At 59.1% G+C, this 13,364-nt stretch carries 14 protein-coding genes, 2 tRNA genes and 1 pseudogene; 15 read left to right on the forward strand and 2 right to left on the reverse strand.

Going from position 1 to position 13,364, the window contains the following annotated elements:
- Positions 1–15: 15 nt before the first annotated feature.
- The 12 genes from FJ320_00855 (at position 16) to FJ320_00910 (ending at position 11,708) form a co-directional block, all read left to right on the forward strand.
- Complete coding sequence (locus tag FJ320_00855) at positions 16–219, forward strand: hypothetical protein (GenBank protein ID MBM3924531.1); 204 nt, start codon at positions 16–18, stop codon at positions 217–219.
- Positions 209–1,630, forward strand: a complete 1,422-nt coding sequence (locus tag FJ320_00860; GenBank protein MBM3924532.1) for an amidase — start codon at positions 209–211, stop codon at positions 1,628–1,630. The genes FJ320_00855 and FJ320_00860 overlap by 11 nt, the downstream gene beginning before the upstream one ends.
- 11 nt (positions 1,631–1,641) lie before the next feature.
- The gene (locus tag FJ320_00865; GenBank protein MBM3924533.1) at positions 1,642–2,316 is read left to right on the forward strand and encodes a TIGR00266 family protein; all 675 of its coding nucleotides are present in this window, start codon (positions 1,642–1,644) and stop codon (positions 2,314–2,316) included.
- A gap of 203 nt (positions 2,317–2,519) precedes the next feature.
- Positions 2,520–3,821, forward strand: coding sequence for a glycosyltransferase family 4 protein (locus tag FJ320_00870; GenBank protein ID MBM3924534.1), 1,302 nt, complete (start codon positions 2,520–2,522; stop codon positions 3,819–3,821).
- Positions 3,822–4,030: 209 nt separating this feature from the next.
- Complete coding sequence (locus tag FJ320_00875; protein ID MBM3924535.1) at positions 4,031–4,249, forward strand: hypothetical protein; 219 nt, start codon at positions 4,031–4,033, stop codon at positions 4,247–4,249.
- Positions 4,250–4,288: 39 nt separating this feature from the next.
- Positions 4,289–5,464: a hypothetical protein gene (locus FJ320_00880; GenBank protein ID MBM3924536.1), complete on the forward strand. Its 1,176-nt coding sequence runs from the start codon at positions 4,289–4,291 to the stop codon at positions 5,462–5,464.
- A gap of 43 nt (positions 5,465–5,507) precedes the next feature.
- The gene (locus FJ320_00885) at positions 5,508–6,863 is read left to right on the forward strand and encodes a hypothetical protein (protein MBM3924537.1); all 1,356 of its coding nucleotides are present in this window, start codon (positions 5,508–5,510) and stop codon (positions 6,861–6,863) included.
- Between the two features lie 37 nt (positions 6,864–6,900).
- Positions 6,901–7,860, forward strand: coding sequence for an ornithine cyclodeaminase family protein (locus FJ320_00890; protein ID MBM3924538.1), 960 nt, complete (start codon positions 6,901–6,903; stop codon positions 7,858–7,860).
- Between the two features lie 30 nt (positions 7,861–7,890).
- Positions 7,891–9,246: a CoA transferase gene (locus tag FJ320_00895; protein MBM3924539.1), complete on the forward strand. Its 1,356-nt coding sequence runs from the start codon at positions 7,891–7,893 to the stop codon at positions 9,244–9,246.
- Position 9,247: 1 nt separating this feature from the next.
- A complete protein-coding gene (locus FJ320_00900; protein MBM3924540.1) occupies positions 9,248–10,474 on the forward strand; it encodes a CoA transferase in 1,227 nt (408 codons plus the stop codon).
- 74 nt (positions 10,475–10,548) lie between these two features.
- Positions 10,549–10,821, forward strand: coding sequence for a hypothetical protein (locus FJ320_00905; protein ID MBM3924541.1), 273 nt, complete (start codon positions 10,549–10,551; stop codon positions 10,819–10,821).
- 167 nt (positions 10,822–10,988) lie between these two features.
- Positions 10,989–11,708 carry a dienelactone hydrolase family protein gene (locus FJ320_00910; protein MBM3924542.1) on the forward strand — a complete coding sequence of 240 codons (720 nt, stop codon included), beginning with the start codon at positions 10,989–10,991 and terminating at the stop codon, positions 11,706–11,708.
- Positions 11,709–12,089: 381 nt separating this feature from the next.
- Here the strand turns inward: FJ320_00910 and FJ320_00915 are convergent.
- A pseudogene (locus FJ320_00915) lies at positions 12,090–12,329 on the reverse strand (DUF433 domain-containing protein).
- Positions 12,330–12,353: 24 nt separating this feature from the next.
- Positions 12,354–12,430, reverse strand: a tRNA-Glu gene (locus tag FJ320_00920).
- A 71-nt stretch (positions 12,431–12,501) separates the two neighbouring features.
- On the opposite strand from FJ320_00920, the gene FJ320_00925 reads away from it, so the two are divergent.
- The 3 genes from FJ320_00925 to FJ320_00935 all read left to right on the forward strand — a co-directional run bounded on the left by FJ320_00925 (position 12,502) and on the right by FJ320_00935 (position 13,238).
- A tRNA-Gln gene (locus FJ320_00925) sits at positions 12,502–12,575 on the forward strand.
- Between the two features lie 91 nt (positions 12,576–12,666).
- Positions 12,667–12,924: a ribbon-helix-helix protein, CopG family gene (locus FJ320_00930; GenBank protein MBM3924543.1), complete on the forward strand. Its 258-nt coding sequence runs from the start codon at positions 12,667–12,669 to the stop codon at positions 12,922–12,924.
- Complete coding sequence (locus FJ320_00935) at positions 12,921–13,238, forward strand: type II toxin-antitoxin system PemK/MazF family toxin (protein MBM3924544.1); 318 nt, start codon at positions 12,921–12,923, stop codon at positions 13,236–13,238. Before FJ320_00930 ends, FJ320_00935 begins: the two co-directional genes overlap by 4 nt.
- Positions 13,239–13,364 lie beyond the last annotated feature (126 nt).

The raw sequence follows: 13,364 nt of genomic DNA on the forward strand, positions 1-13,364 counted from the left end.
CCGAAGGGAGGCGCTATGAAGCCGTACACCTATGACGAAGTCGCGATGCTGGCCAAGGCGGCGGGCATCAAGTGGGTGAAGGGGGCGGACCTGGTGGAGGTGACGCACCGGCTGAACTTTATTATTCAGGGCGTCGAGAAGTTTGAGCATCCTGACATCGACGCCACGCCGCCCGTCGCCACCTATCCTTTGAACGAGGAGCCTGGCCATGGAAAGTAAACTTTTGGAAAAACTGTCGGGGGCGGAGATGGCGCGGCTCATCGCCAAGAAAGAGCTGTCGCCCGTCGAGCTGACGGAGGCGTACCTGGAGCGCATCGAAAAAATCGACTCCAAGATTGGGGCGTATATCACGGTGACGGGCGAGTACGCGTTGAAGGAGGCCAAGAAGGCGGAGCGGGCGGCGGCCAAGGGCGAGAAGCTGGGGCCGCTCCACGGCCTGCCTATCGCTCTTAAAGACCAGTTCGATACCAAGGGCATCAAGACCACCTCCGGCTCGCGAAGCCTGGACAAGAACATACCCAAGCAGGACGCCACCACAGTGGAGCGGGTGAAGAAGGCTGGGGCCATCATCATCGGCAAGACGCAGATGACCCAGTTCGCCACGGGCATGCCCGACCCGTACCAGTACACCGACCCGCCTCGCAACGTGTGGGACCTGGAGCGCGACCCGCTAGGCTCTAGCACGGGGTCGGCCATGGCCATCGCGGCGTCCATGGCGGCCACGTCGCTGGGCGAGGACACGGGCGGGTCCATTCGGTGCCCGTCATCGGCCAACGGCGTCGTCGGGCTGAGGCCGACGTGGGGCCGGGTCAGCCGCCACGGCGTGATCCCGCTAAGCTGGTCTATGGACCAGGCGGGGCCGATAACTCGGACGGTGGAAGACGCCGCTATCATGATGAACGTCATCGCCGGCTATGACCCTCGCGACGCCCTGACGTCCAGGCTGCCGGTGCCGGACTACACCAAGTCGCTGAAGACCAGCCTTCGCGGCATGAGGGTGGCGGTGGTGAAGGAGCTGACCGACGATGACGCCGCCGACCCGGTGGTGTCCAAGGCGGTGAAGAAGGCGGCGGACCACCTGGCGGAGCTGGGGGCGGAAGTGGACGAGGTGTCGCTGCCCATGCTGCCGGACGCGATAGCAGTAGCCGGCGCAGTGACGGGCAGCGATTCAGCGTATGTACATTACAAGGGGATCCGCGAGCATCCCGAGAACTACGGGCGCACCCTGCGCATGAGGCTGGTGGCCAACTCGCTGATACCCAGCCAGGTGCTGCACAGGGCCAACAAGATTCGCGAGCTGCTGCGCCGTCACTGGCTGGCGCTCTTCGAGAAGAATGATGTTCTATTAAGCCCCACGCTGATGTACCAGGTCAACAAGATTCGATACCCGAAGGTCATCAAGTCGCAGGATGAATTGGTATCGAAGTTCGGCGTCGGCAGCGGCGACTCGACGGTCCACGCCGCCTTCCTGGGGACGCCCGCGATATCGGTGCCCTGCGGCTTCGACACCAACGGCGTGCCCATCGGCCTCATGGTCATGGGCGACAGGTTCCAGGAAGAAAAGATACTGAGGGTGGCCCACGCCTATGAGCGCAGCACCGACTGGCACAAGAAGCGGCCTAAGCTCTAGAGGGGAAAATTGTGGAATATCAGATACTGTATAAGCCGTCCTACGCCCTGGCCGTCATCAAGTTAAGGGAGGGCGAGTCGCTGAACGCTGAGTCCGGCGCCATGGTCAGCATGTCGGAAGGCATCCAGATGGACACTCACATCCGGGGCGGCCTGTTCTCCGGCCTCAAGCGCACCGTCCTGGGCGGGGAGAGTTTTTTCATCAACACCTTCAAGGCCAACCAGCCGGGTGAGGTAACCGTGGCGCCCGCCCTGCCCGGGGACTTGGCCTACCATGCCATGGACGGCGAGACGCTTTTCGTGCAGTCGGGGTCCTACATCGCGTCGTCGACAGAGATACAGGTGGACACCAAATGGGGCGGGGCCCGGTCCTTTTTCTCCAGGGAGGGCCTGTTCCTGCTCAAGGCGACGGGTCGAGGCCACCTGTTCATGTCGAGCTACGGCGCCATCCACGAGCTTACACTGGCCGCGGGGCAGAAATACACCGTCGATACCGGGCACATGGTGGCTTTTCAGGAGGGCGTCCAATACAACGTGCGGCGGTCAGGAAGTTGGAAGACGACCATATTCGGCGGCGAGGGGCTGGTGGTGGAGCTGACGGGGCCGGGAAAGATATATATGCAGACGCGCAGCCCCGAGTCTTTCCTGAGTTGGATTGTTCCTAAGCTGCCATTCAAGCGAGAGTAGGGTGTCAGGCCCGGATAATTTCTTCCCTCGTCCTTTTGTGCGCCGCGCTAATCCAATAGTGGCGGCCAAAGACAACCATTGTAATGGTTGCGGCGGTCCCGGAATCGGATAGCCTAATCGCTGGGGCGGGCGCGGAACACAGACTAAGCGCTGGCCCTAGAAAGACGCGCGATTTCAACTAACAAGCTGCCCCCATCAAATCAATGGGTCCTGGCGCGATGAAGTTACGAGCAAGCCTGGCGACACTCTCGCGCCGCCAGAAGGCGAAGGCTGGCCCATCGGAAGTCGAAGCGAGGACAAGGCCCAGCCCCGCGGCTGTCCTTTTCATAAATACCACTGAATTCTTTGGCCCTGTGATGCAAGTCCACAGCCGGATAATCAAGCGCCTGGACCCGCAGGACTACCGCGTCATAGTGGCGACCAACAGGCGGGGCGACTCGCATGACCAGTTCAGGAAAATCGACGGCATCGACATCCGTCTCTACAACCTGGGCGTTTCCTTTAATAGCTACAGCAAAAGTCCCCTGGGAAGAGGCGCGGCGCTAATCAGCAATCTGGAGTCAATAGGGAATATTCCACGGCTCATAGGCCTTATCTGGAAAGAGAGGGTCAAGGTCATACACAGCGCCTCAGCGCCCCGGATGGTCCTGCTGGGCGCGGCGCTGGCGCTTTTGACCCCGGCGAAGCTAGTAGTACACGTCCATGAGAAGCCGTCTTCGCTGCGAGGCGTTAAGCGCGTTCTGGTGAAGTGGGCTTCTCAAAGGGCTAAGGCGGTCATCACGGTCTCCAAGTTCATAGCCAGAGACATGGAGATCCTCGGCGTCGACTCGAAGAAGATATGGCCGGTGCTGAACACCGTCGATGCGGAACGGTTTAACCCCCATGCCAGCGGCGAGGCGATACGCCGGGAGTTTGGCGTCAAGCCGGATGAGCTGCTGGTGGTGGTGGTCGGCAGGATTGTCAAGGAAAAAGGGCAGTGGGACCTCATCGAGGCCATGGCGATGGTAAAGGAGCGATGTCCCAAGGCCAAAGCCCTGCTGGTGGGCTGGTCGCCGCCAGGGGACGGCTACCTGGAAGAGCTGCGGAGCTATCGCGACACTCTTGGTCTGGCCGACACCGTTATATTTGGAAAGCCGAGGACGGATATTCCGGAGGTGACGGCGGCGGCGGACGTAGTGGCGGTGCCATCTACCAAGTCCGACCCGTGCCCGCTGGTGGTCCTGGAGGCTATGGCTAGCGGAAAGCCGGTGGTGGGCACCATCACCGGCGGCATACCCGAGATGCTGGTGGAAGGGACCGGGCTTCTGGCGCCGCCCAGGGAGCCTGCCGCGCTGGCCGGGGCCCTTATCACACTGTTGTCCGACGCATCGCTGCGTCGAAGGCTGGGGGAGGCGGCGCGGCGGCGGGTGGAGCGGGACTTTTACGAAGGGCGGCTGGCGGAGCAGGTGTCGGAGGTCTACCGCGCGGTGGTTGGGAGCGAGGCAAGACAAGCCGTCGTGAAGTAGCCGGTCCCCCAGGCAGCTGAGTCAACAGGCGCCATTTAGCTGCGACAGCGCGCGCCGCCGCGTTTCCGTGATTCGGCACCCACGTTGACCCTGAAAACAAGCCCACGTATAATCCCGCCAAACTCGACTTGTGCAGTGGCTTCAGGATTTACTCTCCAAAACCGTTGCGCTAGTTAAACTTGCATATTGCCTGCGAGGTTCAACGTCCCATGATGGACCCGAAGAAGATAGGGATATATCTGAACAAGAAGGACGGGAAGCTGCTGAGGATAACCTCGCCCTACTACATCCCCAAGGGCTCGGACTGGACCATGGTGAGTAGCGACCCCAACGAAACGCTGGTCTCCTTAAGGAAGATTATTAAGAAGAAAAAGCTCCTAAAAGAACCCGAGAAGGCCGCCTGGGGAAGGCTGCCGCTGGAAAAGTAGCCGCAAGATTTCAAGCCACAGAAAGTTGGAGGAGTACCAATGACCGACCGAATCGAGGAATTTATTCGAGACTCCCAGGCCTACATAGGCAAAGAGGCCGAGGATGTCCCGCCCGGCGCTGAGCTGGCCGACTGGCTGACCATCCGCCGCTTCTGCGCCGCTCTGGGAGACCAGAACCCGCTATACAAAGACCCCGCCCACGGCGTCGGCTCCAAGTACCACGCCATGATAGCGCCACAGACCTTCGTGGCGGCCATACGCACGCCGACGGCGGGGGCGGCTTACGTCCACAAAGACTACGGCGTCGCGACGTTCCTGACCTCGGCGTCTATGGAGCTGGTGGACGTGGTCCGGTCGGGAGACAGGTTCAACAGCAGCCTAAAGGTGACGGGTGTGAAGGACGGGCCGGGGTGGAAGGACCGCGGTACGGCGCAGGTGAGGTCGAGCGCGGAGTACCGCAACTCCTATGGCGGGCTTATCGGCACCTCGACGGGCACAGTGGACGTGATACCCTTCGAGCGCGGCCGGGAGTTCTTCGATGAGCGGGATATATACAGCTATTCAGATGACGAGATCAAGGCGATAAAGAAGGGCATCGAAAGCGAGCCTCCGCCTCGCGGTAGGCACGTCCGGTATTGGAACGACGTGAAGGTGGGCGAGCGGCTGCCGGTGCTGGTGAAGGGGCCAATGAGCCTGCAGGACATGATGGCCTGGAGCGTGGCCGAGCAGAAGGTACTGGCCCTGGGCACGCCTATATACCAGGCCCTGAAAAAGATGCCGGGCCGTGTGCGCGTCAACCCCACCACCAACTGGCCCTACTGGGACGCCGACCAGGAGTTTGAGGACATACTGTCTTGCCAGGACCTGGGGTTCAAGGCGCCGGCGGGGCGCGGTATGCAGCGGGTGTGCCTGGCGGGCCACCTGGCGACGCAGTGGATGGGTGACGACGGCTTCCTGCGGTCGTTGGAGGCCGAGATGCCGCGCCACTGGCTCTACGGCGACACTATGTGGCTCACCGGCGATATCATCGACAAGTACAAAGAGAAGGTAGGCAAGGAGTTGTATCACGCGGCGGTGGTGCGGGTCACCGGCCACAACCAGCTTAAGGAAACTATCCTGCGAGGACGAGCCGTGGTGTACTTGCCCAACCCGGGGTACCCAGTGGAACTACCCATACCCCATGAGGATTGGGCGCCGTACTACGAAGGACGTTAAACGTTATTAGCGGTTATTTGTTAGACCTTTAAGGAGGCCAATCTTGGCTAAAGCAGCGCACGAGCAGAATTTTGAAGAAGCCATTCAAGAGTACCTGGAGAAGTCCAGGGCAATGATCGGCAAAGAGGTCATGGAGAACCTGCCGCCGGAGCCGCCCGCGCCCTTTGACCAGAAGGGACCGCCCTTCGAGGCGGCGCTGCGCATGGACTCGCGGACTATTCGCAACTACGCCCTGACCATCGGTGACGACAACCCTCTGTACACCGATCCCGATTACGGCAAGAAGACCAAGTACGGCAGCCAGATAGCGCCCGGGCCTATCCTATCTCTGGTGCGATACCCTTCCGCCCACGGCGCCAAGCGGCCCGAGGGCTATCCCATGGCTAACTTCATATCGGGCACGGCCTGGGAGTTCTACGACGCGATCAGAGTCGGGTCCAAATTCCGCTCGTCAAAAGTCACTAAAGAGGTGTTGGAGCGCAAGGGCGGCCAGGGCACCCTCATATTCCTCATTTCCGAGTGCTACTACACCGACTTCCACGGCGACATCCCTGCCAAGTGCTACGGCACGCAGATTATGGTGCCCAGGCCCGAGATGGGCGCCACCCGCGCCATGCCTAAGACCAAGCTGGGCCAGAGCATGATGTACAGCCGTCCGGCGTCCAAGTATTCGCGGGAGCAGATTGAAGACCTGGTGAAGAAAATTGAAGGGTTCAAGCGGCGCGGGCCGGAGCCTCTATACTGGGAAGACGTGCAGGTGGGCGATAAGGTGGGGCCGTTTGTGCTGCCGCCGTGGTCGCTGCAAGACCAGGTGTCGCGGCACTTCATGGACTACTGCTGCCGCGCGCCGGAGAACCTCCCCGGCGACAACTACGCCTTCGAGCCTTTCTACCACTTCGCGCTGAAAAAGACGGAATGGGTGCGCGAGCATCCCATCACCCGATGGCCCCACGAGCCGGGGTCGGAGCACGAGGACGCGCTGCTGGCGATATATCGAGGCCAACCCGGCCCCTTCGACTTCGGCGTGCAGCGGGTGCAAATACCGCAGCGTCTTATGAGCGACTGGGCGGGCGACGAGGGGTTTATTCGCCGCATGTACATCGCCATGCGACGCCCCGTCTTCTACGCCGACGCCACGATTTACGAAGGCGAGGTGGTGAAGAAATTTACGGAGGTCCAGGAGGGTAAGGCGGAGCCAGGCGGGGTGCCCGGCAAGGCCACGTACCACGCGGTCGGTATCAAGATTAACGGCACTAACCAGGTGGGCGAGCCACAGGCCCCCGGCACGGCGACGGTGTACCTGCCGTCGCGCGAGCACGGGCCGGTGCAGTTGCCTATACCCCACGCGGCCAGAACGCCTTTTGTGCCTTACGACACGTATAGGCAGGACTGGTATTAATCTAACCCCATACACAGTAGGAAGGCAGGAGTAGTCGATGGCCCTGTTGCTAGGCGATAAGGAAGTAACGCAGGTTATGTCCATGAAGGACTGCGTGGGCGTCATGGACGATGCCTTCAAGCAGGCCGGAAACGGCCAGACTTGGAACCGCCCCCGCTCTCGAATACGCATGCCGCGAGGTTTCCACCATCTGATGGCGGCAGCGGTGCTTGGCAGTAAGGTCTTTGGCCTCAAGACCTACACCAGCTTCCGCGCTGGCGTGCGATTCATGATCGTGCTGTACGACAGCGAGACGGGCGATCTGCTTGCGCTGGTACAGGGCTCACAGTGCTCGTTGATGCGGACGGGTGCTGTGACGGGCGTCGCGACCAAGTATATGGCCCGTCAGAACGCCTCGACGGTGGGGATCATCGGCACGGGGTTTCAGGGCCGGGGGCAGTTGGAGGGTGTGTGCGCCGTGCGGAATGTGAAGTCCGTTAAAGCTTTTGACGCTGTGCCGGAGTCGCTGAACAAGTTCTGTGGGGATATGAGCAAGAAGCTGGGTATCGAGGTCAAGCCGGCCGCCAGCGCCCAGGATTGTGTCAAGGGAGTGGACATGGTCATCACCATGACTACGTCTCGAGAGCCGGTGCTGCTGGGAGACTGGCTCGAGGCTGGGCAGCACGTCAATGCCGCCGGCAGCAACCACTGGATTCGCCGCGAGGTGGACGATAACGTCATCAAACGCTCGAACATCGTTGTGGTGGACAGTCTGGAGGACGCCAAAGTGGAGGCGGGGGACCTGCTGTACCCCATCGAGCGCGGAGTGATTCGATGGGACCAGATCCACGAGCTGGCGTCGGTGGCGGTAGGTAGGGTCCATGGCCGCGACAACGACCAGCAGATAACGCTTTTCGAGTCCCAGGGCGTCGCTATAAGCGATGTGGCGGCGGCTGCGTATGTTTACAAGAAGGCCAAGGAGCAGGGACTGGGGACGGAGATAAAGCTGGAACTGTAGGGGAAGGGACAATAAGAAACGAGGCGACGCTTGAAAGGGAATGGACAGCAGGGGCCTCTGGCAGGCCTTCGGATAATCGATTCCAACACCATGGTCGCCATGCCGACGGGGATGCACATCCTGGCGGACATGGGGGCCGAGGTGGTGAAGGTGGACAGCCACACCGTCTTCCGCACCGAGGAGGCCCGGGTTATCTACGCTGACAACGATCCCGGCGACCAGCCGTGGAACCGCGAAGGCTCCTTCAACACGCTGCAGCGCAGCAAGCTGGGCGTCACCTTGAATCTTAAGACTCCCCAGGGCATCGAGTTATTTAAAGAGTTGGTGGCTATCAGCGACGTGCTGGTGGAGAACAACCGGGCCGGCACTATGGAGCGGCTGGGCCTGGGCTATGATGAGATGAAGAAGATCAGACCGGACTTAATTTATGTCTCCAACACTGGTTTCGGGCACACTGGCCCGTGGCGTCGCTACGCCGGCATCGGACGCATGTTTGAACTGACCTGCGGCCTCAGCCAGTTTACAGGTTACACCGACGAAGGGCCTCGCCGAGTCGGCAAAGCCTTCTTCGACCTGCACGTTGGCTGGATGGTGGTCTTCGCGATTATGTCGGCGTTGCACCATCGCCAGAAAACCGGACGGGGCCAGTGGATTGACTTCGCGATGTACCAGGTAGGCGTGTCTACCATGGGCGACGCAGTCCTGGACTTCATCGCCAACGGCCGCAACGGCAAGACCATGGGCAATCGACACCCCTCTATAGCCCCCCATGGCGTCTACCCTTGCAAGGGCGACGACAAGTGGGTCGCCATATCCTGCGAGAACGACCAGCAGTGGGAGTCGCTGGTGACGGCCATGGGGAGCCCGTCGTGGGCGACGGATGAAAAGTTCAGTGACAGCCTGGCACGATGGAAAAACCAGGACGAGCTGGACAAGAACATTAGCCAGTGGACGCGGCACTTCGAGAATCTGAAGCTGACGCACATGCTCCAAGGCGTCGGGCTGCCAGCCATGGCGGTGATGAACAGCCGCGAACTGCTTACCGACGAACACATGAAGGCGCGGGGGTTCTATGAGAAGGTGGAGCACCCCGCCGAGACCAAGATCGGCACCAAGCTCTACTTCGGCAGGCCGTGGAAGATGTCCAAGACGCCATCGTTTATTCGCCGCCCTGCGCCCAATCTGGGCGAGCATAACGAGGAGATTATCGGCGATTTGCTGGGCCGGAGCAGGCAGGAGATGGAGAGGTTATACGAGCTCGGGGTGTGCGGCACTGTGCCGGACATCAAGCCCACGTATAAGCCGCCTAGCTACGACCAGCAGATGCAGGAAGGCACCCTGACCGCCATCGACACCGACTATCGAAAAATCCTGGGGTTGGAGTAATATGCCTGGCTTAGCTTTAGACCACTTCAACGTCCTGGACCTGAGCGGCAACATCGCCGGGCCTTTCTGCGCCAAGCTGCTGGCGGACTACGGAGCCGAGGTTATAAAAATCGAGCCACCGGGCCACGGCGACCCGGCCCGCAGCGCCGGCCCCTTCTTTAAGGACGACCCACACCCTGAAAAGAGCCTTCTCTACTTCTACCTCAACTGCAACAAACGCGGCGTGACGCTGAACCTGGAAAACTCGTCAGGGCGGAAGATATTCCTAGAGTTGGTGAAGAAGGCGGACGTGCTCATCGAGAGCTTCCTTCCTGGATACATGGCAAAGCTGGGCCTCGGTTACGAAGACCTGGAGAAAATTAATCCGGGGCTGGTAGTGCTTTCCATCACGCACTTTGGGCAGGACGGACCGTATAAAGACTACGCAGGCAACGACCTGGCCTACTACGCCATGAGCGGGATGATGCTGACCAGCGGGGCCTATGCCCGCGAGCCCCTGAAGCACGGCCACCCCCAGAGCTACTACATGGGCGGCATCATCGGCTCCTACACCGTGTCCGCGGCGCTGTTCTCGCGATACATGACAGGCGAGGGCCAGCACATCGACCTGTCGCTGGCCGAGTGCGTGGCGGCCCACAACTACGACAGCGCAACCAGATACGTTTACAGCGGTACTATCGAGCGCCGCGCGCCCAAGGTGGAAGCCTTTTCGACCAAGGGCATCCAATACGAAGGCATAGTGCCAACTAAGGACGGGTATATATCGCCCACTATGCAGAAGGGACGGCCTACCGCGCCTTTTAAGGAGTACGCCACCCTGCTGGGCCATCCGGAGCTTGAGAACCCCAAATATGACACGCGGCAGAAGGTGCTGGACAATCGAGAAGAGGTGGACGACCTGCTGCTCCCTATCATCAAGAACGAATGGAAGAAGTTCGACTATTACAACACGTTCATGGAGGAGGGGTTTGTGGCGGGGGTAGTGCAGACCAGCGAAGACCTGGTGAACTGCCCGCAGCTAGACGAGCGCGGCTACTTCATCGGGGTGGAGCACCCGGTCATCGGCAAGATTAAGTATCCGGGGGAGATGTTCCGCCTGCCGGACAGCCCCTGGAGCCTTCGGAGGCCCGCCCCGCTGCTGGGCCAGCACAATCGAGAGGTGTATTGCAGGGAGCTTAAGTACTCCAAAGACGACCTGGTGCTGCTGCGGCAGCAGGGGGCGATTTAGCAATCTACTGAAGTCGTTCTTCCAAGGTTGTAACCGCAAATTTGCATATTTCATCCCGTCATGGGAGGTTGCTTGTGGATGAAAGCACCAAGAAATCAATAACCCTGGGTAGAACGATTTACAGCTTTTTCCTTCTTGCCATCGTCGCATATCTATCGGTATTTCTGTGGCTGGAGCGCATTGGGTATGAGTACATTATCGATGATCAACCTGATTTGCTCCGTTTAACAACTATTGCCCTGGCCGTAATTGGCGTTATAAACCTCATTCAACCTTACTTCACCTTTAAAAGAATGATACTCCGTGGAGAACCAAACAATAACAAGCCTACTGTCCCCTTCCGTTAGCCTTCCTGATTCGTGCCAGTTTCTGCCAGAGTGTTGCTGTCTATGGTCTAATCTTAGGCGTCTTAGGGGCAAAATGGTATGTGGTGTTGCCATTTCTCCTGACGTCAACCATCGCTCTCGTTTTGACCTTCCCGAATGAACGACAGTTAGAGAATTAGGAGGCAGATATGACAGTCCGATGGGACAACGCCAGCGTCGGCGGCAACGCCATGCGCGTTTACGCCGCCGTCCCCTCCAGCGACGGCCCGCACCCGGCGGTGGTGGTCATCCATCACGGCGCGGGCGTCGATGGGTTTACCCAGGATGTTGTCAATCGGCTGTGGCGGGAGGGTTACGCCGCCGTGGCGCCGGACCTGTTCCATCGCCAGCCCGAGAGGCTGCCCGAGGGCAAGCGCCGCATCGATTTGTTGAAGGACAGTGAGATTATTGCTGACGTGAACGCCACAGTGTCGTATTTAAGGAACGCGGGCGCAGGTAAGGTAGGGATTGTAGGGTTCTGCATGGGCGGACGGGTGGTGTATCTGGCAGCGGGAGCCAGTAAGGATTTCAGCGCCGGGGCGTGCTTCTACGGCGGCAACATTTTCAAGCCCTGGGGCGGCGATGGCCCCACCCCCTTCGATCGCACCAAGAGCGTCGCGTGCCCCATCATCGGCTTCTTTGGCAAAGACGATCCCAACCCCACCCCCGCAGACGTGGATAAGATAAGTAAAGAGCTGACTAAACACGGCAAGGAGCACAGGTTCTATTCGTACACCGGTGCCGGCCACGCCTTCCAGAACTTCCTGGCGGACAGCTACCGAGAGCGGGCTGCCAAGGACTCGTGGGGTAAGATGCTGCGGTTTTTCGAGGAGAAGCTGAAGGCGAGGGAGATGGCGGGGGTAAGGTAGACTAGCTAGTTAGCTTACTTTACCTCGCTATCCTCATGTACCCTAAGCCGTCCAGGCTCCACGATCCATAGCTTTCCTGTTGGAGTTTCTGTCCGTAACGCCCTGATCAGCGTTTCGATGAGGAGCTTCGTAGTGGCGAAGAGTTGGTTTGGGCTGCGAAGGACTACAACCCCTAACGATTCTGCGGGGGGGGATAGCGGAGGACATTGGCGAAGTCCAAGTCCAAGGTGATTAGAATTCTTCCTTCAGCGCCGCATAATCTGAGGAGCGATGCATCATCTAGCCGGCTAATTCCTTGCTCTTTAACACTGGCTGCGTTATGGCCTGCGGTTCGCAACGGCTCAACAAGCCTAACGTCGAGGTTTTCGTCAAGTTTGACCTTCATCCGGCTTTTGGAGATAGGTCTACGAACCGCTCGCGAGCCATCTCAGCGGCAAAGGCCAGGGCTGCTCTTATATCCTCTCTGGTAAGGGCAGGAAAAGCTTCAATTATCTCTTCGTCAGTGGCGCCGGCAGCAAGATTATCTACGATGAGGGACACCCACACTCAAGTGCCCTTAATGCATGGCCGTCCATGACATGTTCTTGGGTCTATGGAGATTCGAGACTTCCAATCTTGCAAAAGACACCCGCCGCAAAGGCTTGTTGGTGGCGCATACGGGGTTCGAACCCGTGATCTCCGCCTTGAGAGGGCGATGTCCTAGGCCACTAGACGAATGCGCCACGCTGAGGCTATTTTAGCATAACCTAGTCTTGACCCCAATCCCGTGATAGGATTAGATGGAATTTCGCACTGCCCGATGGTGCAGCGGTAGCACACATGACTCTGGATCATGTAACCCTGGTTCGAATCCAGGTCGGGCAGCCAGCTTTCCCTCAACATTGCGATTCTCCGTGTTGACGACCGCCGATCATGCTGTCATACTGCTTTCATACCATTGTCATACCGAGGTGCTGCTATGGCTAAGATAGCTATTAGCCTTCCAGATTCCGTTTTGGATGCTGTTGAGAAAAAGCGCAAGTCGCGAGGGCAGAGTCGCAGCGATTTTTTCCGTCAGGCTGCTGAGGCCCTTCTAAAGCGAGAGACAGAGGCCATACAAAAATATATTCAGGGCTACCTTAAATATCCCGAGACTCGAGAAGGGCTGGATTGGCTTCAAGGAGCTTCTCGAGAGGTCCTTAATGAATATCCTTGGGACTCTGAGGATGACAAGTGAGGCGGGGTGAGGTGTGGTGGGCAGACCTGCCGCCTCCATCGGGCCGTAGGCCGGTGGTGCTTCTATCTCGTGATGAAGCTTACTCCCTTAGAGAATTCGTTATCATGTCCCCTATTACGACACGCAGAAGAGGTCTTTCCACCGAGGTATCTCTAGGGCCGGAGGAGGGCCTTCCCAAATCTTGTGTCGCAAATCTGGATGTCATCATCACGGGACCCAAAGCCAGTCTTAAAGAACGAATCGGCGTTTTGTCTTCGGCCAAGCTGCGCGCGGTGGAGGCTTCAATGCGTTTCGCGCTGGGGCTGGAGGACTAGAGGCCTAAGTTAGATCATGAACCTGGCTATCAATCGATTACGTATTTCGTCGCATTAAGTAGCATTCGTCCCGCCATTGGCCTGCCCCTCTTCACAAAAACAAGAATTCGAGTTATTATCTCTGCC

This window comes from SAR202 cluster bacterium, from assembly GCA_016872285.1.
Taxonomy (GTDB): Bacteria; Chloroflexota; Dehalococcoidia; order Lucifugimonadales.